26 protein-coding genes are annotated in these 26,023 nt (G+C 65.7%); 7 read left to right on the forward strand and 19 right to left on the reverse strand.

Translation table 11 applies throughout. The annotated features are described in order from the left end of the window. Positions 1-33: 33 nt before the first annotated feature. Complete coding sequence (locus BRAO375_RS09140; protein WP_009027179.1) at positions 34-1,182, reverse strand: DUF3734 domain-containing protein; 1,149 nt, start codon at positions 1,180-1,182, stop codon at positions 34-36. 66 nt (positions 1,183-1,248) lie between these two features. Continuing rightward, positions 1,249-2,070 (reverse strand): 3-hydroxybutyrate dehydrogenase, encoded by an 822-nt coding sequence (locus tag BRAO375_RS09145; protein WP_009027180.1) that lies wholly within the window; start codon positions 2,068-2,070, stop codon positions 1,249-1,251. Between the two features lie 185 nt (positions 2,071-2,255). On the opposite strand from BRAO375_RS09145, the gene BRAO375_RS09150 reads away from it, so the two are divergent. After that, positions 2,256-3,152 (forward strand): LysR family transcriptional regulator, encoded by an 897-nt coding sequence (locus tag BRAO375_RS09150; protein WP_035639714.1) that lies wholly within the window; start codon positions 2,256-2,258, stop codon positions 3,150-3,152. 18 nt (positions 3,153-3,170) lie between these two features. Here the strand turns inward: BRAO375_RS09150 and BRAO375_RS09155 are convergent, their stop codons facing one another. The 3 genes from BRAO375_RS09155 to BRAO375_RS09160 all read right to left on the reverse strand — a co-directional run bounded on the left by BRAO375_RS09155 (position 3,171) and on the right by BRAO375_RS09160 (position 4,597). Continuing rightward, positions 3,171-3,884: a peroxiredoxin-like family protein gene (locus BRAO375_RS09155; protein WP_009027182.1), complete on the reverse strand. Its 714-nt coding sequence runs from the start codon at positions 3,882-3,884 to the stop codon at positions 3,171-3,173. Between the two features lie 172 nt (positions 3,885-4,056). Continuing rightward, positions 4,057-4,266: a hypothetical protein gene (locus tag BRAO375_RS37300; RefSeq protein ID WP_139031346.1), complete on the reverse strand. Its 210-nt coding sequence runs from the start codon at positions 4,264-4,266 to the stop codon at positions 4,057-4,059. A 55-nt stretch (positions 4,267-4,321) separates the two neighbouring features. Then, complete coding sequence (locus BRAO375_RS09160) at positions 4,322-4,597, reverse strand: hypothetical protein (RefSeq protein ID WP_244423146.1); 276 nt, start codon at positions 4,595-4,597, stop codon at positions 4,322-4,324. Between the two features lie 297 nt (positions 4,598-4,894). Between BRAO375_RS09160 and BRAO375_RS09165 the strand changes: the two genes are divergently transcribed. Continuing rightward, on the forward strand, positions 4,895-5,341 hold the full coding sequence (locus BRAO375_RS09165) for a cupin domain-containing protein (protein ID WP_035639717.1): 447 nt from the start codon (positions 4,895-4,897) through the stop codon (positions 5,339-5,341). An 85-nt stretch (positions 5,342-5,426) separates the two neighbouring features. Next, positions 5,427-6,629 (forward strand): MFS transporter, encoded by a 1,203-nt coding sequence (locus BRAO375_RS09170; protein WP_009027186.1) that lies wholly within the window; start codon positions 5,427-5,429, stop codon positions 6,627-6,629. Here the strand turns inward: BRAO375_RS09170 and ccoS are convergent. From ccoS to BRAO375_RS09220, 10 genes are all read right to left on the reverse strand, one after another. Next, positions 6,626-6,811 (reverse strand): cbb3-type cytochrome oxidase assembly protein CcoS, encoded by a 186-nt coding sequence (gene ccoS, locus BRAO375_RS09175; protein WP_035639719.1) that lies wholly within the window; start codon positions 6,809-6,811, stop codon positions 6,626-6,628. The two genes, BRAO375_RS09170 and ccoS, sit on opposite strands and share 4 nt — an antisense overlap. Beyond that, entirely contained in the window at positions 6,802-9,003 is a 2,202-nt protein-coding gene (locus BRAO375_RS09180) for a cation-translocating P-type ATPase (RefSeq protein ID WP_009027188.1), read from the reverse strand. The genes ccoS and BRAO375_RS09180 overlap by 10 nt, the downstream gene beginning before the upstream one ends. 14 nt (positions 9,004-9,017) lie before the next feature. Then, positions 9,018-9,521: a FixH family protein gene (locus BRAO375_RS09185; RefSeq protein WP_175345308.1), complete on the reverse strand. Its 504-nt coding sequence runs from the start codon at positions 9,519-9,521 to the stop codon at positions 9,018-9,020. An 18-nt stretch (positions 9,522-9,539) separates the two neighbouring features. Then, positions 9,540-11,036 carry a cytochrome c oxidase accessory protein CcoG gene (gene ccoG / locus BRAO375_RS09190; protein WP_009027190.1) on the reverse strand — a complete coding sequence of 499 codons (1,497 nt, stop codon included), beginning with the start codon at positions 11,034-11,036 and terminating at the stop codon, positions 9,540-9,542. Positions 11,037-11,133: 97 nt separating this feature from the next. After that, on the reverse strand, positions 11,134-12,006 hold the full coding sequence (gene ccoP, locus BRAO375_RS09195) for a cytochrome-c oxidase, cbb3-type subunit III (protein ID WP_009027191.1): 873 nt from the start codon (positions 12,004-12,006) through the stop codon (positions 11,134-11,136). 7 nt (positions 12,007-12,013) lie between these two features. Then, on the reverse strand, positions 12,014-12,178 hold the full coding sequence (locus tag BRAO375_RS09200; RefSeq protein ID WP_035639721.1) for a CcoQ/FixQ family Cbb3-type cytochrome c oxidase assembly chaperone: 165 nt from the start codon (positions 12,176-12,178) through the stop codon (positions 12,014-12,016). A gap of 18 nt (positions 12,179-12,196) precedes the next feature. Beyond that, complete coding sequence (gene ccoO / locus BRAO375_RS09205) at positions 12,197-12,931, reverse strand: cytochrome-c oxidase, cbb3-type subunit II (protein WP_009027193.1); 735 nt, start codon at positions 12,929-12,931, stop codon at positions 12,197-12,199. A gap of 11 nt (positions 12,932-12,942) precedes the next feature. Next, entirely contained in the window at positions 12,943-14,589 is a 1,647-nt protein-coding gene (gene ccoN, locus BRAO375_RS09210) for a cytochrome-c oxidase, cbb3-type subunit I (protein WP_035639724.1), read from the reverse strand. Between the two features lie 241 nt (positions 14,590-14,830). Further along, complete coding sequence (locus BRAO375_RS09215; RefSeq protein WP_009027195.1) at positions 14,831-15,256, reverse strand: CBS domain-containing protein; 426 nt, start codon at positions 15,254-15,256, stop codon at positions 14,831-14,833. Positions 15,257-15,291: 35 nt separating this feature from the next. Then, positions 15,292-16,125: a universal stress protein gene (locus BRAO375_RS09220; RefSeq protein ID WP_009027196.1), complete on the reverse strand. Its 834-nt coding sequence runs from the start codon at positions 16,123-16,125 to the stop codon at positions 15,292-15,294. A gap of 182 nt (positions 16,126-16,307) precedes the next feature. On the opposite strand from BRAO375_RS09220, the gene fixL reads away from it, so the two are divergent. The 4 genes from fixL (at position 16,308) to BRAO375_RS09240 (ending at position 19,839) form a co-directional block, all read left to right on the forward strand. Continuing rightward, positions 16,308-17,918, forward strand: coding sequence for a sensor protein FixL (fixL, locus tag BRAO375_RS09225; RefSeq protein ID WP_502688872.1), 1,611 nt, complete (start codon positions 16,308-16,310; stop codon positions 17,916-17,918). Beyond that, positions 17,911-18,528 (forward strand): response regulator FixJ, encoded by a 618-nt coding sequence (gene fixJ, locus BRAO375_RS09230; protein ID WP_009027198.1) that lies wholly within the window; start codon positions 17,911-17,913, stop codon positions 18,526-18,528. The genes fixL and fixJ overlap by 8 nt, the downstream gene beginning before the upstream one ends. Positions 18,529-18,605: 77 nt before the next feature. Beyond that, complete coding sequence (locus BRAO375_RS09235; RefSeq protein ID WP_009027199.1) at positions 18,606-19,001, forward strand: response regulator; 396 nt, start codon at positions 18,606-18,608, stop codon at positions 18,999-19,001. Between the two features lie 130 nt (positions 19,002-19,131). Then, complete coding sequence (locus BRAO375_RS09240; RefSeq protein ID WP_009027200.1) at positions 19,132-19,839, forward strand: helix-turn-helix domain-containing protein; 708 nt, start codon at positions 19,132-19,134, stop codon at positions 19,837-19,839. An 11-nt stretch (positions 19,840-19,850) separates the two neighbouring features. Here BRAO375_RS09240 and BRAO375_RS09245 read toward each other — a convergent pair whose 3' ends face one another. The 4 genes from BRAO375_RS09245 to BRAO375_RS09260 all read right to left on the reverse strand — a co-directional run bounded on the left by BRAO375_RS09245 (position 19,851) and on the right by BRAO375_RS09260 (position 25,806). Beyond that, entirely contained in the window at positions 19,851-21,167 is a 1,317-nt protein-coding gene (locus tag BRAO375_RS09245) for an MFS transporter (protein ID WP_009027201.1), read from the reverse strand. A gap of 97 nt (positions 21,168-21,264) precedes the next feature. Further along, a complete protein-coding gene (locus tag BRAO375_RS09250; RefSeq protein ID WP_009027202.1) occupies positions 21,265-21,774 on the reverse strand; it encodes a PRC-barrel domain-containing protein in 510 nt (169 codons plus the stop codon). Beyond that, a complete protein-coding gene (locus BRAO375_RS09255) occupies positions 21,771-23,972 on the reverse strand; it encodes an amylo-alpha-1,6-glucosidase (RefSeq protein WP_009027203.1) in 2,202 nt (733 codons plus the stop codon). The genes BRAO375_RS09250 and BRAO375_RS09255 overlap by 4 nt, the downstream gene beginning before the upstream one ends. A 70-nt stretch (positions 23,973-24,042) precedes the next feature. Next, positions 24,043-25,806: an ABC transporter ATP-binding protein gene (locus BRAO375_RS09260; protein WP_009027204.1), complete on the reverse strand. Its 1,764-nt coding sequence runs from the start codon at positions 25,804-25,806 to the stop codon at positions 24,043-24,045. Positions 25,807-26,023: the final 217 nt, after the last annotated feature.

Below are 26,023 nucleotides of genomic sequence, written 5' to 3' on the forward strand. Positions count from 1 at the left end.
CGTTTGATGCCTGGGCCCGACTGAGGACCGTCCCTACTCCGCAGCCGTTGCAATCGCCGGATCGTGCAGCACCACGCCTGAGAGCGGATCGAACTCCCCATCCCACGGCATCCGCTCCAGCATTGACTGCGTATGCTGATAGCCCGCACTCCAGCGCGCGGTGATGCCCCGCTCGCTGAAGTCGATGTCCTTGGTATGGCTCTCGCGGTCGAGCTGCGGGCTCAGCAGCCGGACGACGTGCATCCGCGTTTGACAACCATAGCTGGCAAGCTCGCGCACGGCCGGATCGTTGCGCACCTGATCGGGCAGGCGCGCGGCGAGCTGATTGATGATGTGGCGCAAGCGGTGCGTCTGCTGCTGCCGCGCGATGTGGCTGGAGATCCGGCTGGAATACTGCACGTCCTTGTGCCGGTTGAACACCTCCGCCATCGAATTCGGCTCGGCTCCGACGGGATTCCAGAGATGCACCGCGAAGATCAGCGAGTCCCTGCGCGGATTGTCGTCGAACACGACCTCGGTCGGCGTGTTCGACAGAATGCCGCCGTCCCAGTACAGTTCGCCGTCGATGCGGACCGCGGGGAAAGCGGGCGGCAGCGCGCCTGACGCCAGAATGTGACGGACATCGATCGCGCCGTCACGGCTGTCGAAATAGTGCATCCGGCTGCTGCGGACATGCGCGGCACCGACCGTGAGGCGAAGGCCGCCGCTGTTCAGGAGGTCGAAATCGACCAGCTCCTGCAGCGTCTCGCGCAACGGGGTGGTCGAGTAGTAGCCCGCCTGCTCGGCTCCCAGTGGATAGCCGTCACCGGCATGCGCCAGCGCGTTGGGTCGGAAGAAGCCGGGGATCCCATGCGTCACGGTCATCCAATAGGAGAGGCGCTCGTTGAAATCAGGAAATGCCGTGCGCAGTGCCCAGGCCGGCTTGCGGTGCATCCGCTTCCAGAACTCGCTTAGCCGCGCCATGCGCTCCTGCACCGGACTGCCGGCGATCAGAGCGGCATTGATGGCGCCGATCGATGTCCCGATCACCCAGTCCGGCTCCAGGCCCGCTTCGTGCAGCGCCTGGTACACACCGGCCTGATACGATCCCAGCGCGCCACCGCCTTGGAGAACGAGAACCACCTGCCCGGGCAGCTTGCTGCGATCGATGATCATGCGCGAGTTCTCGTTGATCTCGGCCATGCTTCCCTCCTGCGTTGCGTATCGTCTGTTCGTCGTCGCGGTGCCGCTTGTTACGCGGTGCGGCCGTCAATGCGCGGTCCAGCCGCCGTCGACCGGCAGGGCGACACCCGTGACCGATGCGCCGGCGTCGCTCGCGAGAAACACCGTGAGTGCGCCGATCTCCTCGACCGTGGCGAAACGCTTGTTGGGCTGTTGCGCCAGCAGGACGTCGCGGATGACCTGATCGCGCGAGATGCCGTGCGCCTTTGCCTGCCCGTCGATCTGCGCCTCGACCAGCGGGGTGTAGACATAGCCCGGACAGATCGCGTTGCAGGTGATGCCGCTCTCAGCCGCCTCCAGCGCTGCGACCTTGGTCAGGCCGATGATGCCGTGCTTGGCGGCGACATAGGCCGACTTGAACGGCGAGGCGACCAGGCCATGCGCGGACGCGATGTTGATGATGCGGCCGAAGCCGTGACGCCGCATCGCGGGAAGCGCGAGCCGCATGGTGTGGAAGGCCGAGGACAGATTGATCGCGACGATCGCATCCCATTTCTCCGCCGGGAAGTCCTCCAGCGGCGCGACATGCTGAATGCCGGCATTGTTGACCAGGATGTCGATACGGCCGAACTCTGCCATGATCTCGGCGATCATGCGCTCGATCGCGACAGGCTGCGTCATGTCGGCGGCACCATAGCCGGCTCTGACCCCGAACTCCGCCGCGATTTGGGATCTGATCCGATCGATCTCCTCAGGCTTGCCGAAACCATTGAGGACGACATGAATGCCAGCCCCGGCCAAGGCCCTGGCGATGCCGAGGCCGATCCCACTGGTCGATCCCGTGACCACGGCCACCCGTCCAGCCAGCGAACGTAACGCGGGGTCGGTCGTCGTCGTATCTGTAGCCATGGCCTATCCTTCGATCGCTTCGTGGATTGCTCGACGTCTGCTAGTCTGCCGGGCCCAGCCGATCGACGGAAATGCCGTTTGGCTTGTCGTACGATAGGATGCCTCTATCGCCATCGCCGACGCCAATTGGTAGTCCCTGCAGAATTGGACCACGCCCGCCTGGGCCCGGTCGAACGGAGCGATCCATGGAAATGCATCAGGTCCGGTATTTTCTTGCCGTCGCCCGGCTGCTGCACTTCACGCGGGCGGCCGAGGAATGCAACGTCACCCAGCCGTCTCTGACCCGCGCCATCAAGCAGCTGGAAGCCGAGCTCGGCGGCGACCTGTTCAGGCGCGAGCGGCCTTCCGCCCAGCTGACCGAGCTCGGCGAGCGCATGCATCCGCTTCTCAAGCAGTGCTACGACGCAGCCGCCGGCGCGCGGTCCCTCGCATCGTCGTTCAAGAGCGGTGAGATCGGTACGCTCAGGATCGCGCTCGCCGACTCGGTCGACCTCGCCGTGCTGTTGCCCGTGCTCGAGCAGTTGCAGCGGCAGTTCAACAAGCTGGAATTCAGATTCCTGCGCGGCAGCAGCCGCGCCGTCGCGGACCATCTCAAGAACGGCGAAGCCGAGCTCGGCATCGCCGCCGAGATCAGCGAGACCTGGGATCGGCTCGATGTCTGGCCGCTGTTCACCGAAGACTTCGATGTCGCGGTGAGCGATGAGCATCGGCTTGCAACGCAGGACAGGATCGCTGTCGAGGAGTTGGGCCGGGGCGCGTTCCTGTCACGCAGCTATTGCGAACATGACGAGCGGCTGCGCACCCAATTGCGCGATCTGGGCGTCGAGATCGATCGCAGCCATGACGTGCATTCCGAGCGCGACCTGATCGCGCTGGTCGAAGCCGGTGTCGGCATCGGCGTGGTGCCGCAGACCACCAGCCTGCCGGCGACGCTGCGCCGCGCCGCACTGGAAGGACTCGACGCACGTCGAACCATCCACCTCTACGGCGTCGCCGGTCGCGAGCGCACGGCCGTTGCATCCGCAGTGATGCGCATCCTGCGCGGCAGGAACTGGCAGCAATGGCTCGCTCAGCCGCACTGAGTTCGCCGATCGGAATGATCAGGCCTCGGCCGCCTGCGCCAGCGCGGCGACGAGATCGTCGACCTCCATGCGCCGACGAAAGTCAGGATCGATGAAGCGTGCCCTGACCAGGCCGTCTGAGCCGACCACGAAGACCGCCGGAATCGGCAGCATGCCGCCGTCATTGCCGTGGAAGGCGGCGAAGTCCAGGTGTCCCAGCAAGGTTCGAACTTCGCTGCCGAGCCAGATCGCGAGGTTGAGCGACAAGGCGTAGCCATTGTCGAGATCGCTCAGCACCGGAAAGTCGGCACCGGTCTCGGTCTTGAAGCGTTGCGCGAAGGACTGCAGCTCCGGCGTGATGGCGACGAGCCGTCCGCCGCTCTCGCGAATGCGGTGCGCGGCCCGGACCAGCGCTACGGCACTGAGCCGACAATAAGGACACCAGTGACCGCGGAAGAACATCACGGCGACGGGCCCGGACGCCAGCAGCGACGTCAGATCGACCAGTTGTCCGGTATCATCGGGCAGCACGAACGGCGGCATGACCTCGCCCGGGCGCGGCGCGTTGTCGCCGCCGCCATTCGCCTGCAGACGCTCGACAAGCCGGTCGACAGCGTCAGCATAGGCGGGGAAGATCTCACGGCCGGCGGCCGCGTAGGTCGCCAGCTGCTCGCGCAACGTTGCGGCAGTGCCGCGGCATTGCAGGAAGACCTGCCGCAAGCGCTCGGCATCGTCGGGAGAGAGTGCCGTCATGTACCGCTCCTGTGCCGGAGGTGACCGATGCCGGCGCTCCACCCGTCTCGCGCATGCGCCGCACCGGGATGCTCGCGCTCATCCAGATTGAGCATGGCGACTTCATACTGATCAATCATCGCGTCGGGCTTTCTTACTGATTTGCGGGGCGGGCCGCAAACAGCCGGTCGCCTCATCTTTCGACGGGACTTGCCGGCGACCTTCGCCGAAAATACCAGCGCAGGAGGTCAGCGGCGCCAGGTTTGCCACTGCCCTGCGATTTGCGGGCCATTTCTGGGTCCATGACGCGCCGCGTCGGAATCTGCGCCGAGCGCTCATGGTGCAGCGCCCCTGTTTCCAACGCCGCCAGTTCTGCGGCGATCATGAACCGCGGATCGGCCATCGTTCGGTCCGCTGCAATCCACCCTTCGGGTGGACTGCAGAACCCAGAGATCCGCTCAGTTGATATAGAAGTTGCCTGTCGGGTCGAGCCGCCCATGAGCCATGTACAGCTGCCCGTCGCTCATGAAGAAGACGGTGTTCTGCGGGACCTTGGTGGCACGGCGCATCATCGCCTTGTGATTGGCCTCGCCGGCTGCGACGGCGACCATGCTTGTCTGTCCCGAGCTGTAGACCATGGCCATTCCGGGTGCCATGCCAAACCCGCCCTGCGCGCTTGCCGCCATCGAAACTGCCGTGCCGAACAGCGCGGCGATGATCGTCGTCTTCAACATCCGGCTCATCCCATTCCTCCTCTTGCTGACGCCCTTGTCGTGCAGGGCACGCTGCTACAAGACATGACATCAGCATCGACATGAAATGCCTTCACGCGATGGAGGCCATAGCATCCGGTTATCGCGGACGGCGGAGATAGCGGAGCGCTATGGTTACGAAAGCCAACTGATATTTCCGCCATCGGCCTTCGGCCTCCATGCTGGCTCCGCGTAGCGCCGCACGAAGCGGCGCATATCCCTTGGAGGCATGACATGAACGCAAGGACATCCCGACCACTCAGGCTCAAGGCGCTCCTGATGACGACCGCACTGTTCGCCGGATTCGTCGCAGCGACACCAGCGGCACGCGCGGGCGAATGCCCCGCCGACAAGATCAAGGCGGGCGTGCGGGAGAAAGTCGACGTGAAGGCCGTCGGCGTCACCGACGTGACGCTTGGCGCAATCGACCTGGAGAAGCAGCCCGCCAACCTCAAGGACCGCGAGCTGCGCTTCCGCAAGCTGACCATCGCGCCTGGCGGCATCGTGCCGTGGCATAGCCACGACGATCGCCCTGCGCTGATCTTCGTCCAGCAGGGCGAGATCCTCGAATATGCCAGCAACTGCGCCGAGCCGATCCTGCACAAGGCCGGCGACATCAGGCCTGAGGTGTTCGGCACCTCGCACTGGTGGAAGAACGACGGCAAGGAGACGGTCATCCTCTATGTCGGCGACATTCGCAAGGATCCGCACGACCACAACATGTAGGTCGGGAAATTCCATCGGACTGGACCGGAACGCCGGCCTGACGTTCCGGTCCCTCCCCCTTGGCCATCAGTCGAGAGGATTTGTCATGACGGATGTTCCGGCATCGTCGCTGACGCATGCCGATCGCGCTCTCATGCCGGCAGCCATGCGGCGCGCGATCGTGATCGGGCTGATCGCCTTCTTCAGTCTGGTCGACCTGTTTGCTGCGCAGGCCATGCTGCCGGCGCTGATCCAGCACTACCATGTCAGCCCGGCCGCCATGGGGCTTGCAGTCAATGCCTGCACGCTCGGCATGGCGATCTCGAGCCTTGCGACCGGCCTGCTCAGCCCGCTGATCGATCGCCGCATCGGCATCGTCTGCAGCCTCGCGCTGCTCACCGTTTTCACCGCGCTGCTCGCGAGCGCGCCGAACCTCACGGTCTTCGCAGGACTGCGCATCCTGCAGGGCCTGTGCATGGCCTCGGCCTTCGCACTCACTCTGGCCTATCTCGGCGAGCAGTGCAGCGCCACAGAGGCTGGCGGCGCGTTTTCGGCTTACATCGCCGGCAATGTCGCGAGCAATCTGGTCGGGCGTCTGGTCTCGGCGAGCCTGACCGGCGCGCTCGGCCTCGAGCCGACCTTCTACGTCTTTGCCGCGCTCAATCTCTTCGGCGCCTTGCTGGTCGGCGTCACCATCGGCCGCGGCGCCATGATGGCGAGCACCAGGAGTGCGCTGCGGAGCGCTGCGATCCGCGACCACCTCGGCAACAGCCGCCTGCGCGCCGCGTTCGGCATCGGCTTCTGCGTGCTGTTCGCCTTCATCGGCGCCTTCACCTTCGTGAACTTCGTCCTGGTGCGGCCGCCGCTTTCGCTGGGCATGATGAGCATCGGGCTGGTCTACGTCGTGTTCCTGCCCTCGATCGTCACCACCCTGCTCGCCGGCCGGATCGCCGCGCGGACCGGCGCAAGGCGGGCGATCTGGGGATCGCTCGCCATCACAGCGCTCGGCCTGGCCTTGATGCTGTCGTCACAGCTCGCCACGGTGCTAGCCGGCATGGTGCTGGTTGGCGCGGGCACGTTCTTCGCACAGGCCGTGACCACCGGCTTCGTCGGCAAGGCCGCCACGCATGACCAGGGGGTTGCCAGCGGGATCTATCTCGCCAGCTATTTTTCTGGCGGCATCGTCGGCACGGCCGTGCTCGGCCAGTTGTTCGATCGGTTCGGCTGGACCGCCTGCGTCGCCGGCATCGCCGCTGCGCTGGTCGTTGCAGCCGCTCTGACAGGCCGGCTGATGCCGGCCCGTGCTTAGGAGCGGCTCGGCGCAGCCTCGGGCTGTGCTTGCGGCGCCGGCGCATCATCGTCCGCGATGGCGCGCCACGCCGCGCCTTCGAGGTCCTCATATTGGCCGCTCTTCAGCGACCAGAGGAAGCCGACAAGGCCGGCCAAGCCGAGCGCGAGCGCCAGCGGTACGAGGATGATCATCACTTCCATGTCGTGGCCTCCTCGCGAACCTTGCGTGCGCGCAGCGCGTTCAGCATCACCAGGATCGACGAACCCGACATCGCGGCGGCTGCGATCAGCGGCGTGACGACGCCGCTGATGGCGAGCGGCACGGCGAGGACGTTGTAGACCACCGCGAGCCACAGATTCTGCCGCATCAGGTGCAGCGCCTTGCGCGCATAGTCGACCGCCGCCAGCACCGGCGCCAAGGGACGGCCGAGGAAGACGAGATCGGCGGTGGCCTGGCTGAGATGCGCGGCCGAGATCGGCGACATCGAGACATGCGCGGCGGCCAGCGACGGCGCATCGTTCATGCCGTCGCCGACCATCATCACCTTCACGCCGGCGCGCTTGAGCTCCTCGACGCGTGCGATCTTGTCGGCCGGCGTCACGCCGGCGCGCCATTCGGAGATGCCGAGCGCCTTCGCGGCCGCGGCCACCGCCGCCTCGCGATCGCCGGAGAGGATCTCGACCTTGATGCCGCGCCGCTGCAGGCCGGCGACGATCTTCGCGGCGTCGGGGCGCAGACCCTGGCGAACGGAGAACAGATACTTCTGATCGCCGCGGCTGAACGCCACGACGGAGGCTTCGGGATCGACGCTCGCGCTCTGCGCCACCAGCGCCTCGGCACCGCAGAAGGAGGGACGGCCGAGCCGGAGCTCGACACCATCGACCATGGCGCGGACGCCCTGCCCCGGCTCCTCGACAGCGCCCATCAGCGGCGACCGCGACTTCGCCGCCTGGGCGACAGCTGCCGCCACCGGGTGATGGCTCGACAGCGCGAGCTGCCCGGCGACGGAAAACATATCGGCAGGAATGTCGGCGGCGTTGACCACTTCCAGTTCCGGCAGCGTCAAGGTGCCGGTCTTGTCGAAGATGACGTGATCGGCCTCGGCGAGGCGCTCGATCGCGTCACCCGCATTGAGCAGCACGCCGGACTTGAACATCGCGCCGGACGCGACCGTCTGGACGGTCGGAATGGCAAGGCCGAGCGCGCAGGGACAGGTGATGATCAGCACGGCGATGCCGGTGACGATGGCATCGTGCCAGCTCGCGCCGGCCAGCGCCCAGCCGAGCACGGTGAGCGCCGCGGTCGCATGCACCACCGGCGCATAGAGCCGCGAGGCGCGGTCGGCGAGGCGCATGTAGCGCGAGCGGGCCTGCAGTGCGGTATCGAGCAGGCGCGTGATCTCGGCGAGCAAGGTGCCCTCGGCCGCGGCCGAGACGCGGACCCGCAGCGTGCCGGAGATGTTGAGCGAGCCGGCATAGACCGCGGTCCCATGCTCCGCCGGCACATACAGCGTCTCGCCGGTGATCAGGCTCTGGTCGATCTCGGAGCGGCCCTCGACCACCACGCCGTCGACGGCGCAGCGCTCACCAGGGCGCAGCAGCACGAGATCGCCGGCACGGACGGCCGCGACGGGCACTTCCGAGATTTCATCGGGGCCGATGAACTTGGTCGCGGTCTCCGCCTTCAGCGCGGCAAGATTGCCGGCGACCGCACGGGTCCGCCGCCGCATGTTCTGATCGAGATAGCGGCCGACCAGCAAGAAGGTCAGCAGCATGATCGCGGCATCGAAGTAAGCGTGCTCGGCGTGATGGAAGGTCTCGACGATCGACATGCCCAACGCCAGGATCACGCCGATGCAGATCGGCACGTCCATGTTGACGTTGCCGGTCCTCAAGGCGCGCCACGCCGAGCGGAAGAAGGGCTGGCCGGCATAGGCGGCGGCCGGCAGCGCGATCAGCGCCGAGAGCCAGTGAAAGAAGTCGCGCTGCTCGGGCAGCATGTCGCTGACATTGCCGGACCACACCGGGATCGACAGCATCATCACGTTCATGGTCGCGAACGCCGCGACGCCGAGGCAGCGCAGCAGGAAGCGCGATTCCTCGGCCTCCGTGGCCTCGGCGCTCGCCTTCTCGAACGGATAGGCCTTGTAGCCGAGCTCGGCGAGGCGATCGATGAATTTGGCCGGGTCGAGCGTGCCCTGCTTCCACTCCAGCGCGACGCGGCGGTCGGTGAGATTGACGCGCGCCAGGGTCACGTCGGGCAGCGCCGACAGGCCGCGCTCGATCTTGGCCATGCAGCCGGCGCAGCTGACGCCCTCGACCGCGAGGTCGATATGCTTCAGTCCGGCGCCGAGATCCTTGACGTAATGGGAGAAGTCACGCGTCACGTGCATGATCGGAAGTCCCTTCAGTTCAGCAGCACGCGGTTCTTGGACATGAACAGCCGCCGGCCGCTGGAGTCACCTTCCAGCACGAGGTCCCACTGTCCCGGCGCGACCGCCTCCGCGGTGCCGCGGTAGACGCCGCCGCCGACCTCTGCGAGCGCGACCTCCTGGTCGGCGCGCTTGTCGGCGGGACGTTCGAGCCGGCCCTGGAAGGTCAAGCCGGAGATCGGATTGCCGCTGGCATCGCGCGCATTGACCTGCACCACGGCCGCCCCGCTGGCCCCGCGCTCGATATGCGCCTCGACCTTCCAGCGCCGCGCCTCCTGGTCGCGCGCCGCCGCGATCTCCTTCTCGTAGCCGAGGCTGGCGCTGTAGGCGCTGTCCACGTCCGTGCCCGGCAAGGTCGAGATCGCCATCTTCATCATGTAGACGTTGACGCCGATCACGAGCCCGAAGAAGCCGATCAGCATCGCGAGCACCATGCGTCCGGTCAGCTGGAAGGACGGTTCGGAACGGCTGCTGGCCATGGACGGGCTCCCTTGAGCTTACGGGCTGACGAAATTGTCGGTGGCGGAGGCGACGACGCCGAGGCCGATGTCGGTGATGTGGAACTTCACCGGGATCGACTTCTCGGGATTGTTCTCCTCCGGCGCGGTCACGAGCAGACGCAGCTCCTCGGTCTGGTCGCGGCCGATCACGATCATCGGACGGTCGGGCGTCACGGAGTCGGCGCCGACCACGTGGACGGTCGAGTTGACCGGACCTTCGATGTCGATGGCGATGACGCGGTCGAAGCCGTGCTTGTTGAGGACGCGCATCGTATAGGCGTTGCGGATCGAACCGTCGGACAGCTTGATCGCGATCGGGTTGCGGTCGTGCAGCACATTGACGTCGAGCAGCGAGCGGGTCGCGAGTTTGTAGACCATCGCCCCGCCGACGACGGCGATAATCGCCGCGTAAGCGACCGTGCGCGCGCGCACCAGCTTGTAGATCGGCGGCTTGCCTTCCTGGCGGCGATGAATGTTGATGTCGTTGTCATAGCCGATCAGCCGCGTCGGGCGGCCGATCTTGGTCATGACCGTGTCGCAGGCATCGATGCACAGGCCGCACTGGATGCAGTCCATCTGCGCGCCGTCGCGGATGTCGATGCCGGTGGGACACACCGCCACGCACTGCTTGCAGTCGATGCAGTCGCCCGCCGGCTGGCCCAGCGCGCGCAGCTCGGCGGCCTTCTTGACCGACATGCGGTTCTCACCGCGGTCGTAGCGATAGGTGACGTTGAGCGCCCATTCGTCGGTCAGCGCCGCCTGAATCCGCGGCCACGGGCACATGTAGACGCAGACCTGCTCGCGCATGAAGCCGGCGAGCGTGTAGGTCGTCGCAGTCAGGATCGCGATCCAGATATAGGCCAGCGGCGGACCCTGGAAGGTGACGAGCTCCTTCACCAGGGTCGGCGCATCGCTGAAATACAGCACCCAGGCGCCGCCGGTCCACCAGGCGATCAAGAGCCAGATCGAATGCTTCAGGACGAGCTCGGAGATCCGCTGCAGCTTCATCGGATCGTCCGAGGCGGCCTTCTTCATGCGCTCGCGCCGGTCGCCCTCGATCAGGCGCTCCACGGCGTAGAACAGGTCAGTCCACACCGTCTGCGGACAGAGATAGCCGCACCAGATGCGGCCGCCGATCGCATTCATCAGGAACAGTGCGATCGCGGCGATGATCAGCAGGCCGGTGAAATAATACACCTCCTGCGGCCACAGCTCGATAAAGAAGAAATAGAAGCGATGGTTGGGGAAGTCGATCAGCACTGCCTGGTCGGGGGCGCCAAGGCCGCGATTCCAGCGCACGAACGGCAGGAAGTAGTAGACGCCGAGACAGACGCCCATCAGGCCCCATTTGATCCGCCGGAACGTCCCGGTGACGCTCTGCGGATAGACCTTCTTGTGCGCGGCATAGAGCGGACCGTAGTCGTCTACCGGCTGCAGATCTTGGGGCTTCAAGGCTTGAGCCTTCAAATCCTCGGGCTTTACCGTCTGGTTCATCGCTGGGGTCTTCTCGCAGTTGCGGCCGAAGGTATGCCCACCTTCGGCCGCTCAGTTGATCCAGCTCAATTGAAGGGAAAGTTCCGTTGGATTTCCGTTACTTTCCCCCGCCCAGCGAATGGACATACACCGCCATCGCCTTGATCGTGGTCGGGTCGAGACGGCCCTCCCAGGCCGGCATGACGCCGCCGCGGCCATTGGTGATGGTCTCGATCAGGGTCGCCTCGTCGGAGCCGTACAGCCAGATCTTGTCCGTGAGGTTCGGCGCGCCGACCTCCGGATTGCCCTTGGCGTTGTCGCCATGGCAGGCCACGCAGTTCTCGGCGAAGATCTTGGCGCCGGCCTTGGCGTCATAGCCCTGCCGGGTCGGCAGCCCCGCCAGCTCCCGCACGTAGTTGGCGACGTTGACGATCTCCGCCGGCTTCAGGATACCGTCCTTGCCGAAGGCGAGCATCTGGCCCTCACGAGTCTTGGGATGACCCGAGCGGACGCCATAGAGCAGCGTCTGCTGGATCTGCTCCAGCGAGCCGCCCCACAGCCAGTCGTCGTCGTTCAGGTTCGGGAAGCCCTTGGCGCCGGCCGCACCCGTGCCGTGGCAGGCGGCGCAATTGTCGCCGAACACGGTCTTGCCCTTGGCACGCGCCAGGGCCAGCATCGCCGGATCCTTTTCGATGTCGGCGAGCGAGGCGGTCGCGAGCGCCGCCATCTTGGCGCCGCGGATCTTCTCGAGGTTGGCAAGCTCGACCGCCACGTCCGCGCGGGACGAGTAGCCGAACAGCCCTGCCGTGTTGCTGGAGATGGTCGGCCAGGCCGGATACACGATCCAGTAGCCGATCGCCCAGACGATGGTGATGTAGAAGGTGATCACCCACCACCGCGGCAGCGGGGTGTTGAGCTCCTTGATGCCGTCCCAGGCGTGGCCCGTCGTGGCGGTGCCGGAGACGCTGTCGACTTCGGTATGGTCAGCCATGTTGAGTTTACTCCTCCCGCAACGGCATGCTCGCCGCCTCATCGAAAGCGGCCTTGTTGCGAGGCCAGAGGGCGTAGGTGACGATCGCGATGAAGATCGCGACAAAGATCGGGGTCCACAGCGTCGTCACGAGTGACGACGCGATGTTCTCGACTGCAAGGATGGGCTTCATGATGTCAGGCTCCCGATCTCAGCGCAGATTGGCTTTTTCGTTGTAGATCTTGAAGTCGACCAGGGTGCCGAGCATCTGCAGATACGCGACCAGCGCATCCATTTCCGTCGGCGCCCCCGCCTTGCCGTCGAAGTTGCGCACCACCGCCTTCGGATAGCGCTTGGTGAGCGCCTCCGCGCCGGCATTGTCCGGATCGACCTGCGCCTTCAAGTCGGCGGCGGCGTTGGCGATCTGGTCCTCGGTGTAGGGCACGCCCACGGCCCGCAACGTCTTGAGATGGTCGGCGACGTTGTCGGCGTTCAGCTCGGTCTCCTTCAGGAAGGGATAGCCGGGCATGATCGACTGCGGAACGATGGCGCGCGGGTTGGTCAGGTGCGTGACGTGCCAGTCGTCGGAGTACTTGTTGCCGACGCGGGCGAGATCAGGACCTGTGCGCTTGGAGCCCCACTGGAACGGGTGGTCGTACATGCTCTCCGCGGCGAGCGAGAAGTGGCCGTAGCGCTCCACTTCGTCACGCAGCGGACGCACCATCTGCGAGTGGCAGAGATAGCAGCCCTCGCGGACATAGATGTTGCGGCCGGCGAGCTCCAGCGGCGTGTAGGGACGCACGCCGTCGACCGCCTCGATCGTGCTCTTCAGGTAGAAGAGCGGAGTGATCTCGACGAGGCCGCCGATCGCGATCACCAGCAGGATGCCGATGACCAGGATGATCGAGTTCTTCTCGAAGACTTGGTGTCGTTGCCAGAATGACATGGTTGGATACCTCACTCCGCCGGCTGAAGGGCGACGGGCGACTGAACCTCTTCCTCACCGACCCGGACCGTCATCCAGAGATTGTAGGCCATGATGAGGGAGCCGATCAGGAACAGCGCGCCACCGGCGGCACGGATGATGTAGAAGGGGTGCATCGCCTCGACGGTCTCGATGAAGGAGTATTCGAGGAAGCCGAGCGCCGTGTAGGACCGCCACATCAGACCCTGCAGGATGCCCGAGACCCACATCGCGGAGATGTAGAGCACGATGCCCAGCGTGGCCGTCCAGAAGTGCCAGTTCACCAGCTTGAGGCTGTAGAGACCCTTGCGGTTCCAGATCCACGGCACGAGGCAGTACAGCGCGCCGAAGGACACGAAGCCGACCCAGCCGAGCGCACCGGAGTGCACGTGACCGATGGTCCAGTCGGTGTAGTGGCTGAGCGAGTTGACCACCTTGATCGACATCATCGGACCTTCGAAGGTCGACATGCCATAGAAGGCCACCGACACCACCAGCATGCGCAGCACCGGGTCCGTCCGCAGCTTATCCCACGCACCGGACAGGGTCATCAGGCCGTTGATCATGCCGCCCCAGGAGGGCATCCACAGCATGATCGAGAAGGTCATGCCGAGCGTCTGCGTCCAGTCCGGCAGCGCCGTATAGTGCAGATGGTGCGGGCCGGCCCAGATGTAGAGGAAGATCAGCGCCCAGAAGTGGATGATCGACAGCCGGTAGGAATAGACCGGACGCTCCGCCCGCTTAGGGATGAAGTAGTACATGATGGCGAGGAAGCCGGCGGTCAGGAAGAAGCCGACCGCGTTGTGGCCGTACCACCACTGGAACATCGCATCCTGCACGCCGCCCCAGGCGATGTAGGACTTCGAGCCGAAGAACGACACAGGAAGCGCCGGGTTGTTGCCGAGATGCAGCACGGCGATCGTGACGATGAAGGCCAGATAGAACCAGTTCGCCACGAAGATGTGCGGCTCCTTGCGCTTGATGATCGTCGTCAGGAAAACGAGCAGATAGACCACCCAGACGATCGTCAGCCACAGATCGGAGTACCACTCCGGCTCGGCGTACTCCTTGCCCTCGGTGACGCCGAGCAGATAGCCGGTGCCCGCGATGAGGATGAAGAAGTTGTAGCCGACCACCACGAACCACGGCGCCAGGTCGCCGGCGAGGCGGACGCGGCAGGTGCGCTGCACGACGTAGAACGAGGTCGCCAGGAGCACGTTGCCGCCGAAGGCGAAGATCACCGCCGAGGTATGCAGCGGGCGCAGGCGGCCGAAGCTGGTCCAGGGCAGATCGAAGTTCAGCGCCGGCCAGGCGAGCTGCGAGGCAATGATGAGGCCGACGGCGAAGCCGGCGATGCCCCAGAACATCGCCATGAACGAGGAGAACTTGATCGGACCGAGGTTGTAGTTCGGCCGGCCATTGATCTCCTGCGCCGGCAGGTCGCCGCGCTCGAAGTAGCGATTGAGGATGAAGAAGACGGACGCCGCGCTGGCGGCAGCCGCGAGCGAGGCGTGAAACGCGAAAGCCGTATCGAGTGCCTTCGCCGCAGCGAAGACGCACAAGAAGGCGGTGACGGCGAAAATGAGCGACAGCCCACTCTCGCCGATGGTCATGGATTTTGTTGGTGAGGACGCGCTCATGCGGAATCTCGCTGAAAGAACACGAGACCAGCAACCATAATCGCCCACACGTGGAATTGATCGAAATCAACCTTGCGACCCGTTCGCCGGTAAAGAGCCGGAATGTTGCCTCGTCAGAGCAAGGCGCGGCGCTCGCAAGCACTTCGTCCCGCACGCCAAAGGCGTACGGGACGATCAGGTCTTAGACTTCCGTATCAGTTAAGGAGCACGACGCCCGCCGTCCGTCGGCCGTCAATCCCCGTCAATCCTTGGCCGCCGCCGCGAGCGCCCGAACGATATCCTCGCGGGCGATGATGCCGACGAGGCGATTGTCGCCGTCGGTGACGGGCAGGCTGCGGATGCGGTGCTCGACCATCAGCTGTAGCACGCGCGTCAGCTTGGTGTCCGGCCTGACATAGATGAACTCGGACGTCATCACGTCGGCGACCGTCCGGTTCATCAGGTCGCTGTAGCGCGGCAGCATCTGGTTGGGCGTGAACGCAAAGCACTTCAGCACGTCGAACTTGGTCACGATGCCGATGACCTCGTCGTTCTCGACGACGGGATAGGTGTTGAAATCGTCGCGGTCGAACATGTCGCCGAGCTCGCGAATCGTGGTCTCGCGGGTCACGGTGGTGATGGTCCGCGTCATGTAGCTGCCAGCGGTGTCCTCGAGAAATTTGTACAAGGCGGCAATCCTATTCTCGGTGGAGCGGTTGAATTTTAGTGCGACAGCAGCACGCAGCGCTCGGCACGCGTGACGAGATGTTCGGTGACGCCGCCGAGCACGAGCTCGCGGAATCGCGAATGACCATAGGCGCCGGCCACGATCAGACCCGCCGTGAAATCGGCGGCGACGGCATCGAGCCTGGCGGCGACGTTGCGCCCCTGCCCCGGCTCCTCGACCCGGGCCGAGGCAACGATGTCGTGACGGCGAAGCCAGGCGACCACGTCGTCGAGCCGCGCCTCGCAGGCATCGAACTCCGACGTATTCTCCAGGATCTCGACGACGACCACGTCGCTCGCCTTGGCGAGCAGCGGCAGCGCATCGCCCACCGCGCGGCGCGCCTCCGGCGTCTCCTTCCAGGCGACCAGCACGGTGCCGAGGTCGAGCCAGTTCGCCGTGTCCGGCACCACGAGCAGCGGCCGGCCGGCCTGCATCACCAGATCCTTTGGACTGGCGGTCGCGTAGGCATCGGCCACGCCGGAGGGCGCGCTGCCCGTGACGAGGATGTCGGCGGCGCGCACCTGCGACAGCGCATGGCGGATGGGAAAATCCAGCGCGCTGCGCCAGCTCAATGGCGCGGCGCGATCACCGATCACCGATCGGAACTGCTGCTCGAGCTCGCCGAGCCTGGCCTGCAGGGCAGCTTCGCCCTGCTCGATCAGGTCCTGCGCCTGCTCGCCCGTCGTGAAATACAGCGGCGGCGTGAATTCCGCGGCGGCCACGCCGATGATTCCGGCGCCGAATCGGGCCGCAAGATCGCTTGCGACCTGAAGGCGGGCCTCATTGGGCTGGTTGAGCGCAAGGCTCACCATGACAGTCGAGAGCGTCATCCCGCCTCTCCAAACATTGCTTCCATGCAGCTCTTAGAGGTGAAATCACCCCCCGCGATGAGATAGATCAAGGTGCAACCGCGGACCTCGCACGGCCAGCGCGTGATGGAACCCGGGCTGAATCGGAGAAAGCCTTGAATTGTCGAACCAAAGTTTAAGTCGGCCCGGGTTGCAGACGCGCAATCTGGTATAGAATACGGGGCTCGGCCATTTCGGTCGGCGCGGCTGTCCGGCAACAGGGTTTTCCCGACCACCAAGGCGAATCGATCGAAGGTCTCGAAGTGCGCGGCGTTCCTCAACCGTTCCCGGACGCGTCCGTCCGCCCCAACGACGCTCATGCGTTGGGCTTCGGCGCGTGGGATCTCGATTTCGCGAGCGGCGAATTCTACTGGTCGTCGACCACGCGGAAGCTGTTCGGGATCTCGGAGGATGAGCCGGTGACCTATGGCTCGTTCCTGGCGCTGCTCGGCGGACAGGATCGGGCGCCGGTGGAAGCGGCGATCGAGCATGCGCGCCACCAGGGCACCTGGTTCGACATGTCGTTCAAGATGCCGAGCGGCGGCCACTGGATCCGGGTGCTCGCCGGCGTGGTTCCTGACGACGCCGGCCAGCCGCGCCACCTCCGCGGCATCGCCCTCGACATCGACCAGGAGAAGCGGCTGGAAGAGGCCCTGCGGCTGCGCGAGCAGCACTTCCGCTCGATCCTGGACACCGTGCCCGACGCCATGATCGTGATCGACGGCGGCGGCATCATCCAGTTCTTCAGCGCCGCGGCGGAGCGGATGTTCGGCTATACCGAGGAGGAGGCCGTCGGCCTCGACGTCAGCGAGCTGATGCCGGAGCCGGACCGTTCGCGCCATGCCGGCTATCTCACCCGTTATCATGGCACCCGCGAACGCCACATCATCGGCATCGGCCGCATCGTGACCGGCCGGCGCCGTGACGGCACGACCTTCCCGATGCATCTGTCGATCGGCGAGATGCAGTCCGGCGGCAAGCCCTATTTCACCGGCTTCGCCCATGACCTCACCGAGCACCAGCAGACCCAGGCGCGGTTGCGCGAATTGCAGTCGGAGCTGGTCCACGTCTCGCGCCTCAGCGCGATGGGCGAGATGGCCTCGGCGCTGGCGCACGAGCTCAACCAGCCGCTCGCCGCGATCAGCAACTACATGAAGGGCTCGCGCCGGCTGCTCACCGGCAGCAGCGATCCGAACACGCCCAAGATCGAGAGCGCGATGGACCGCGCCGCCGAGCAGGCGATCCGCGCCGGGCAGATCATCCGGCGGCTGCGCGACTTCGTCTCGCGCGGCGAATCGGAAAAGCGCGTCGAGAGCCTGTCGAAGCTGATCGAGGAAGCCGGCGCGCTCGGCCTCGCCGGCGCCCGCGAGCAGAACGTCCAGCTGCGGTTCCAGCTCAACCCCGATGCCGACCTCGTGCTGGCCGACCGCGTGCAGATCCAGCAGGTGCTGGTCAACCTGTTCCGCAACGCCCTCGAGGCGATGTCCCATTCCGAGCCGCGCGAGCTCGCAGCCACCAATCGCAGGATCAGCGACGACTTGATCGAGATCGCCGTCTCCGATACCGGGACGGGATTCCACGACGACGTCATGCCCAATCTTTTCAAGACCTTCTTCACCACCAAGGATACCGGAATGGGAGTCGGCCTTTCGATCAGCCGTACCATCATCGAGGCCCATGGCGGGCGCATGTGGGCCGAGAACAATGAGGCAGGCGGAGCGACATTCCGCTTCACTCTGCCGGCGGCCCCAACCAGGGTTGAGCATGATGGCTGAGCGGGCGAAGGTCTATGTGATCGACGACGACGAGGCGATGCGGGATTCGCTCAACTTCCTGCTCGATTCCTCCGGCTTCGACGTCACGCTGTTCGACAACGCGCAAGCCTTCCTCGATCGCCTGCCGACGCTCGGCTTCGGCTGCGTGGTGTCCGACGTGCGGATGCCGGGCATCGACGGGATCGAACTGCTCAAGCGCCTGAAGGCCACCGGCAGCAGCTTTCCGATCCTGGTGATGACCGGCCATGGTGACGTGCCGCTCGCGGTAGAGGCCATGAAGCTCGGAGCAGTCGACTTTCTCGAAAAGCCGTTCGAGGACGAGCGCCTCGTCGCCATGATCGACATGGCAATCAAGCAGGCCGAGCCGGCGGCGAAGAACGAATCGGTCACGCAGGACATTCTCGGCCGCATCGCCAGCCTCAGCCCCAGGGAGCGCCAGGTGATGGACGGCTTGATGGCCGGCCTCTCCAACAAGCTGATCGCGCGCGAATACGACATCAGCCCGCGCACCATCGAGGTCTATCGCGCCAACGTCATGACCAAGATGGGAGCGAACAGCCTCTCCGAGCTCGTCCGTCTCGCGATGCGCGCCGGTGCGCTGAAGGATTGAGCTAGATCAAGCTGGCTTGACGGAATCGAGTGTTATGTTGTGCCTCGGTTCAACATGAACTTCTCGCGGCACGTGCGATGTCGGCTCTCACAAAACCAAAGGTCTATGTAGCGGACGACGACGCTGACGTCCTCGGCTCGCTGCGATTCCTGCTGGAGGCCGATGGCTTTGACGTCCGCACGTTCCGCAGCGGCACTGCCCTCTTGAAGGCGTCGGACCATGCGCCCGTCGACTGCTTCGTGGTCGACTACAAGATGCCGGAGCTGAACGGCGTCGAGGTCGCCGAGAAATTGCGCAAGCAGGGCGCGACCGCGCCCGTGGTGTTGATCACCGGCCATTACGACGACCGGCTGGCGGCGCGCGCCGCAGCCGTCGGCATCCAGGATTTCCTGCTCAAGCCGTTGCTCGACGACAATCTGGTCAAGCGCATCCGCAAGGCGATCGCCAACGACCACCAGGCTACCGCTCCGTAGCCTTCCGCCTGCCAGAGTCCCGCCGCACCTACGTACATCTCCGTAGGGGAACCCCCTTAAGATAACGGCCCAAATGTCCTTAACGGCGGCCGCAATGTACCACATCGCCATCCGCCGCAAGGAGATGGTCATGCTCAATCAGTCGATTACCCACCCGGTCGTCAACACCAACGCCCCCCATGCCGTCCCCTCTCCTGCCGTCAATGCTCCCGCCGCCAACCCGTTTGCCGAGATCACCGGTCATGCGGGGCTGATCGCCAGCGAGTTCTCGTACAAGAAAGACGAGGAGATCTACGGCGAGGACGAGCCGGCGGAGTACGTTTACCAGGTCATCTCCGGCGCCGTGCGCAGCTACAAGCTGCTGTCCGACGGCCGCCGTCAGATCGGCGCCTTCCATCTTCCCGGCGACGTGTTCGGCCTCGAGTTCGGCTCCGCGCACCGCCTCGCCGCTGAAGCCATCATCGACACCACCGTGCGCCTGGTGAAGCGCCGCAGCCTCGAGCAGGCGGCCGGCGTCGACGTCGCAGTCGCCCGCAAGCTCTGGACCATGACGGCCCACGATCTCCGCCACGCCGAAGACCACATGCTGCTGCTGGGCCGCAAGACCGCGATGGAGCGCGTCGCGACCTTCCTGCTCGAGATGGACCGCCGTCTCGCGGTGGCCGGCATGATGGCGCTGCCGATGTGCCGCCGCGATATCGGCGACTATCTCGGCCTCACGCTGGAGACCGTGTCCCGCGCGCTGTCGCAGCTGCAGAGCCAGGGCATTCTCGGCTTCTCCGGCGCCCGCCAGATCGTGCTGCGCAACCGCCAGCGCCTGCGGAGCATGGACGCCTGAAGGATCCGCTCTCAAACACGATGGGCGCGCTGCCTTGTCTCCGGCATAAGCAGCGCGATCAGCACGAGACCCGCAAGCGCCACGCCCGATAATCCCAGAAAGGCCGTGGCGCTGCCGAACCGGTCACTGGCAAAGCCCGCGAGCACGGTCGACAGCGAGGCGCCGATTCCGGTGGCCGTGCCGACGATCCCCTGCGCCAGATTGAAATGGCCGCTGCCGAACGCGACGTCTGCCACCGTCAGCGGGATCATGACCGCGAACACCGCAGCGGTCACACCGTCGAAGATCTGCACCGCGACCAGCACGTAGGGATCGTGCACCACGGCGAACAGCGCGCCGCGCACGGCGAGCGCGCCAAATCCGAGCATCAGCAGCGGCCGCCTGCCCCATTGTTGCGCCACCGCGCCAACCGATGGTGACGTCAAGGCGACGATCGCCTGCGGCACCACGATGCAGAACGCAATCAGCATCGGCGCCCACTCGCTCGACTTCGTCGTCACCACCCCTGCCATCAATGGAAGCATCGCCGCATTGGCGAGCTGCAGCAGGAACACGCCGACCGCGAACACCAGCAGCGCGCGCTGGCGCAAGAGGCCGAGCAGCGACGACAGCCGCGCCACCTCTTCATCCTCCTGAACGGCGCGACCGTGTGCGCGAGCGATGTCGATCTCGCGCTCGCGAATCCGCGACAGTGCGATCAAGGTCGGGAACGCGAGGATGAAGGTGACGAGGAACACCGCACGGCTGGAGAGCAGATAACCGCACGTGCCCATGATCGCCGCGGCGACACCGTTGCCGAGCGAGGCGAAGCGCGCGTTGCGGCCGAGGCGCTCGGCCATGCCGCGCGGTCCCACCAGTCCGAGGCTGATCGCGGCGATGGCGGGCCCCAGCACGCAGCTCGCGGCCGCGTGCAGCGTCGCCGCGCCGGCGACCACCGGAAAGATCGGCCAGACGGCATAAGCAAGCGCGCAGCAGCCGATGGTGGCGACGGCGTATCCCGCCACGCGCCGTTCCGATCTGGCGGCATCGATGATCGCACCGCCCGGCATCTGCCCGATCAGGCCGACGATGCCACCGATCGACAGCACCAGACCGATCTGCGCCTGGGTCCATTTCTGCGTGGTGAGATACACCGCAATGAACGGACCGAAGCCGGTCTGCACGTCGGCAAGGAAGAAGATGAACCAGTCGAGCCCGCGCAGGCTCTGCCGCGACGGCGACGGTTTCGCCGTCTGGCCGTGATCATGCACGGGATCGCGACGCGGCTCCGAATTGCGGTCCGGCGCAGGCTCCCGGTCAGGTGATCTGGACGGCCGTGCGTTGACCATGGCTCTCTACGGTTCAATCCACAGGGGTCTCGAGGACATAACGTCCCCACCGCGTTCCGGGCACGCGCATGCCGGACCGGCGGTCTCACGCATCAACTCAATGATCGAAATCCCAGGGGGACAGCTTGCCGGCCGCGCCGAGCACGACGACGGGCTTGTCCTCCTTGTACTCGGGCGCCGCCTTCACCTGTTCCTTGGTGAGATCGAGCGTCACTTGGTCGCTCTTCTCGGCGATGTGCTTGAAATCGAGCGCGGTCCAATCGACCACGATCTTGCGGCTGCCGACGCCGAGAAAGCCGCCGAAATCGATCACCGCCGCGCGCACCGTGCCGGTGAGATCGACGATGACATCGACGATGTGGCCCATGTCCTCGCCGGTCGAGCTGCGCACGTCCCGGCCGAGCACGCCATGCGCATCGCGCGCGCCAAGGATCGTGACCGAGGGCGGTGGCGGCGGTTCCTTCGCGGGTGTTGGCGCCTCTTTCACAGCCGGAGTCGGCGCAACCTGTTGCGCCGCCGCCTCATGCGCCTGCAGCGTCAGCATCGCGAGCGCGACGATGCCGGACGCCACGCCGACGCCACGGCGGCAACGGTTGGGCGCCCTCATTGGGCCAGCACCAGCGAGACCTGGATCTGACCGCGGCGACGCAGCACCTCCATCGAGACGTCCTCGCCATGGCGACGCAGGCGCAGATCGATCGTCGAGTGGCCGAGCCGGAGATCGCGCAACACGACCCAATCGAGAAACGCCGGCAGTCGCGGGTTGCGCAGCCGGATCTCGCCGCGCTCGGCATCGAACTCCAGGCCGAGCGCCGCTTCGAGCAGCGTGAACGGCGTCGCGCTCGCCCAGGCCTGCGGCGCGCAGGCGACCGGATAGAGCGTCGGACCGCGATGCTTCTCGCGCCGGAAGCCGCAGAACAGCTCCGGCAGCCGGCGCAGATCCATGTAGGACGCCGCCTCGAACAGGCCGCGAAACACCTCCTCCACCGCGTGCTTGAGGCCGTAGCGCGACAGGCCGAGCGTGATCAGCGCGTTGTCGTGCGGCCAGATCGAGCCGTCATGGTAGGACATCGGATTGTAGCGCGCCTCGCCAAGGGCGACGGTGCGGATGCCCCAGCCGGAGAAGAAGTGCGGGCGCAGCAGATCAGCGGCGACCTTGCGTGCACGATCCTCGCGCACCATGCCGCTGAACAGCAGCTGGCCGGCATTGGACGTGCGTACCCGGCACGGCTGCTTGTTGCCGTCGAGCGCCAGCGCATAGGTGTTCAGCTCCTCGCACCAGAACGCGTCCTCGAACCGCTCGGCCAGCCGGGCCGCTTCGGCATCGAGCCGATTGGCCATGTCGGTCTTGCCGAGCCGCCGCGCACAGCGCGCCGCCAGCTGCTTGCCGGCGAACACGTAGCCCTGCACCTCGGCGAGCGCGATGTTGCCTTCCGCGAGCCGTCCATCGGCATGGAAGACCGCGTCGTAGGAGTCCTTCCAGCCCTGGTTGGCGAGCCCCTGCTCCGAGGCGCGCTGATATTCGACGAAGCCGTCACGATCAGGATCGCCGGGGCCGTCGATCCAGCTCAGTCCCAGCTCGATCGCCGGCCACAGCTCTTTCAACGTCTCGAGGTCGCCGGTGCGCTCGACATAGAGGCCGGCCAGCAGCACGAACAGCGGCGTCGAATCCACACTGCCGTAGTAGCAGGCGAACGGCACCTCGCGCAGCGCCGCCATCTCGCCGCCGCGCATCTCGTGCAGGATCTTGCCGGGCTCGGCATCGGCGAGCGCATCGGTCTCCTTCGCCTGATGCCGGGCGAGCCGGCGCAGCACGCCGCGGGCGATACGCGGATCGACCCACAGCATCTGCATCGCCGTGATCAGCCCGTCTCGGCCGAACGTCGTCGAGTACCAGGGAATTCCGGCATAGGGATAGCGGCCCTCCGGCGTGTCGGTCATCAGAATGTTGAGATCGGCCGCCGCCTGGCACAGCACCTCATTGAGGATGTCGTTGGAGGTCTCGATCGTGGTGGCGCCGTGCGTGCAGCGGCGCATCTCGCGGCGATGCGCGAGCAGGCTGCGGAAGAAGCGACCCGGCTGCTCACCTGTCGCAGCGTTGCAGCTCACGGCGATGAACAGCGAGGTCGATTGCTGCGGATCGAGATCGAAATGATAGGAGGCGACGTCCACCGCAAGGCGCGACGGACGCGGATCGAAATGCAGGGCCGTCGTGCGCGTCACATTGTCGAGCCCGCGATAATCGAGAACGACGTCAGACGGCCCCATCAGCCGACCCGAGCCGGTGCCGCGCCGCTTTCGCACCGAGCCGCGGACCTCGAACAGGTCGGCGAAATCATTGTCGAAGGTCAGCTTGAGATCGAAGCTGGCACGGCGGTCGCCATGGTTCTGCACGCCGATACGCTGATAGAAGGTGCCGCGCCACAGGAAGATCGTGCGCACGATGTGAAGCATGTCCTTCGGCAGCACCAGCCGTCCCTGCTGATAGATATCCGGATTGGTCAGATCGATCGTCAGCGCCGAATTGTCGTCCCGCAGGCTCGATCCGAGCAGCAGCGGCTGCATCTCGGCGAGCGTCAGCTCGAGCCGCGCCAGATAGCGCGTATCGGCATTGAACAGACCATCCGGCCCGCCGGCCGACGCGCCGATGTCGCCGTGACCGTCGAGCACGATGAAGGTGTCGTCGTGCTTGAGCGAGCGCCGCGGCCGCGCCGCGGGTCCGGTCATGGGAATGTAGAAAGGCTGCTCGGCGGGCGCGTCGGCGCCTGCCATCGATGCCCGTGTGCTTGCGAGTTCGGCCGACATGATGGACCTCGTGCGAGTTGGCGTCGACCCGGACGCCGGGGACGCGATCTTGACGCAACGCGATCGCGGCTCAGGCCGCGAACTTGGCGAGCCGGTTCATCTCCTGGGTGACGAGCTCGCGATACGGCCCCTCGCCCTGCATCAGCCGGTCGGGCGCGCCGTCCTCGATGATCCTGCCCGATTTCAGCACCACGACCCGATCAAAATTCCGCAAGGTCGCGAGCCGATGCGCGATTGCGATCACGGTGCGGCCGCGCATCAGCCGGCTCAGCGCCTCGCGGATCGCCTCCTCCGACTCGCTGTCGAGCGCGGCGGTGGCCTCGTCGAGCAGCAGGATGGGCGCGTCCTTGAGGAAGGCGCGCGCGATCGCGATGCGCTGGCGCTGGCCGCCGGACAGCTTGACGCCGCGATCGCCGACCATCGTGTGCAGGCATTCCGGCAAGGTTTCGACGAAATCGCACCGCGCGGCGATGGCGGCGCGCAGCACCTCGTCGTCGGTCGCGCTCGGCCGGCCGTAGCGGATGTTCTCCAGGATGGAGCGGTGGAACAGCGAGATATCCTGCGGCACCACCGAGATCGCCTCGCGCAGGCTCTGCTGCGTCACCTTGGCGATGTCCTGCCCATCGATGATGATGCGGCCGGCTTGCGGATCGTAGAACCGCTGCAGCAGCGTGAACAGGCTCGACTTGCCGCCGCCGGACTGGCCGACGAGCCCGACACGCTGCCCCGGCTGCAGCCGCAGCGAGAAGTTCTCGAACAGCTTGTGACCGCCCGGATAGTGGAAGGTGATGTTGTCGAAGGCGATCGCGGCGCCGCTCTTCACCAGCGGCTCGGCCTCGGGGTGATCGCTCAGCTCATGCGGCTGCAGCAGCGTGGCGATCGCCTCGCTCATGCGCGCCACGTGCTGGGTGACGTCGACCAGCGCGACCGCGAGGTCACGCGTCGCGTTGAGAATGCTGAGGCCGAGCGTGCAGACCAGCACGACGTCGCCGGTCGTCGCCCCGCCCCGCTGCCACAGCGAAATTGCCCAGGCCATCAGCGCCACCGTCAGCAGGATCGTCACCGTCGCATGCAGGATGCGCAGCTTCTCGAGATAGCGCAGGCTGCGCCCGCGCGCCTCAAGTTCCTTGTTCACCGTCGCGTCGAACCGGTCATGCTCGTGGCGCAAGCCGCAGAACGCGCGCACCAGGGGCATGTTCGAGATCACGTCGACCATTTCGCCGTCGACCATCGCCGCCTTGTCGGCAAAGTCATCGTGCAGCGGCCTGCCCGCCGCGGCAAGGCGGAACATCGCCAGCACCATCATCGCCGCGATGAACAGCAGGCCGACCGCCATCGGGCCGCTCACGGTTCCAATCAGGCAGATCGCGGCCACCGTGGCGAGGCACGGCGGCAGCACGTTCCAGACGAACATGTTCTCGACCGTGAACACCGCATTGGATGTCGCGGTGATGCGGCTCGACAGCATGCCCGGCAGACGGTCGCCAAAGTAGCTCGGCGAATGGCCGGTGAGATGCCGGAAGATGTCGCGGCGCAGATCGCCGGTCACGCCGACGAAGGTGAAGCTCGCGATCCAGCTGGCAACCCGCCAGAGAATGTTGTCGGTCGCGATCAGCGCCATCAGCAGCGCGAAGGCGGCCCAGACATTGCCGTTGCCGCGAGGTCCCGTGGAGAGGCTGTCGACCAGGAACTTGACGCCGTATTGGGTGCCTACTGAACAGGCAACCGCCCCCATGACGGACGTCAAAATGATGAGATGAGCTGTCGGACGTTTGCGCAGATAGCGCATCACGAAAGGAAACGGCCGGTGCGCGTAGCCTGATAGTTGATCCATAGCATGTCCGTAGCAGTGAGGGCACCCGTTGCGGCCAGATGAACGAGGCGTTCCTTGTTCCGTTCCGTTGTGCAGCAGCACATCGGCTCTGCTGATCCTGCATGAGGAGTGGCATCAACTTTGGCGAGTCGGATGGCACCAATGAGACACGCAGGAACACGTTGTGTCGAAAAAAGAGTGATCGAAGACCGGGGAACCTCATCAGCAGGGACTACGT

It is taken from the genome of Bradyrhizobium sp. ORS 375 (assembly GCF_000239775.1).
Classification (GTDB): Bacteria; Pseudomonadota; Alphaproteobacteria; order Rhizobiales; family Xanthobacteraceae; genus Bradyrhizobium.

Excerpts from the sequence above, each read along its gene's own strand:
- BRAO375_RS09140 (WP_009027179.1), bottom strand. The coding sequence starts at position 1,182 with ATGGCCGAGATCAACGAGAACTCGCGCATGATCATCGATCGCAGCAAG.
- BRAO375_RS09145 (WP_009027180.1), bottom strand. The coding sequence starts at position 2,070 with ATGGCTACAGATACGACGACGACCGACCCCGCGTTACGTTCGCTGGCT.
- BRAO375_RS09150 (WP_035639714.1), top strand. The coding sequence starts at position 2,256 with ATGGAAATGCATCAGGTCCGGTATTTTCTTGCCGTCGCCCGGCTGCTG.
- BRAO375_RS09155 (WP_009027182.1), bottom strand. The coding sequence starts at position 3,884 with ATGACGGCACTCTCTCCCGACGATGCCGAGCGCTTGCGGCAGGTCTTC.
- BRAO375_RS37300 (WP_139031346.1), bottom strand. The coding sequence starts at position 4,266 with ATGGCCGATCCGCGGTTCATGATCGCCGCAGAACTGGCGGCGTTGGAA.
- BRAO375_RS09160 (WP_244423146.1), bottom strand. The coding sequence starts at position 4,597 with ATGTTGAAGACGACGATCATCGCCGCGCTGTTCGGCACGGCAGTTTCG.
- BRAO375_RS09165 (WP_035639717.1), top strand. The coding sequence starts at position 4,895 with ATGACGACCGCACTGTTCGCCGGATTCGTCGCAGCGACACCAGCGGCA.
- BRAO375_RS09170 (WP_009027186.1), top strand. The coding sequence starts at position 5,427 with ATGACGGATGTTCCGGCATCGTCGCTGACGCATGCCGATCGCGCTCTC.
- ccoS (WP_035639719.1), bottom strand. The coding sequence starts at position 6,811 with ATGGAAGTGATGATCATCCTCGTACCGCTGGCGCTCGCGCTCGGCTTG.
- BRAO375_RS09180 (WP_009027188.1), bottom strand. The coding sequence starts at position 9,003 with ATGCACGTGACGCGTGACTTCTCCCATTACGTCAAGGATCTCGGCGCC.
- BRAO375_RS09185 (WP_175345308.1), bottom strand. The coding sequence starts at position 9,521 with ATGGCCAGCAGCCGTTCCGAACCGTCCTTCCAGCTGACCGGACGCATG.
- ccoG (WP_009027190.1), bottom strand. The coding sequence starts at position 11,036 with ATGAACCAGACGGTAAAGCCCGAGGATTTGAAGGCTCAAGCCTTGAAG.
- ccoP (WP_009027191.1), bottom strand. The coding sequence starts at position 12,006 with ATGGCTGACCATACCGAAGTCGACAGCGTCTCCGGCACCGCCACGACG.
- BRAO375_RS09200 (WP_035639721.1), bottom strand. The coding sequence starts at position 12,178 with ATGAAGCCCATCCTTGCAGTCGAGAACATCGCGTCGTCACTCGTGACG.
- ccoO (WP_009027193.1), bottom strand. The coding sequence starts at position 12,931 with ATGTCATTCTGGCAACGACACCAAGTCTTCGAGAAGAACTCGATCATC.
- ccoN (WP_035639724.1), bottom strand. The coding sequence starts at position 14,589 with ATGAGCGCGTCCTCACCAACAAAATCCATGACCATCGGCGAGAGTGGG.
- BRAO375_RS09220 (WP_009027196.1), bottom strand. The coding sequence starts at position 16,125 with ATGACGCTCTCGACTGTCATGGTGAGCCTTGCGCTCAACCAGCCCAAT.
- fixJ (WP_009027198.1), top strand. The coding sequence starts at position 17,911 with ATGGCTGAGCGGGCGAAGGTCTATGTGATCGACGACGACGAGGCGATG.
- BRAO375_RS09235 (WP_009027199.1), top strand. The coding sequence starts at position 18,606 with ATGTCGGCTCTCACAAAACCAAAGGTCTATGTAGCGGACGACGACGCT.
- BRAO375_RS09240 (WP_009027200.1), top strand. The coding sequence starts at position 19,132 with ATGCTCAATCAGTCGATTACCCACCCGGTCGTCAACACCAACGCCCCC.
- BRAO375_RS09245 (WP_009027201.1), bottom strand. The coding sequence starts at position 21,167 with ATGGTCAACGCACGGCCGTCCAGATCACCTGACCGGGAGCCTGCGCCG.
- BRAO375_RS09250 (WP_009027202.1), bottom strand. The coding sequence starts at position 21,774 with ATGAGGGCGCCCAACCGTTGCCGCCGTGGCGTCGGCGTGGCGTCCGGC.
- BRAO375_RS09255 (WP_009027203.1), bottom strand. The coding sequence starts at position 23,972 with ATGTCGGCCGAACTCGCAAGCACACGGGCATCGATGGCAGGCGCCGAC.
- BRAO375_RS09260 (WP_009027204.1), bottom strand. The coding sequence starts at position 25,806 with ATGGATCAACTATCAGGCTACGCGCACCGGCCGTTTCCTTTCGTGATG.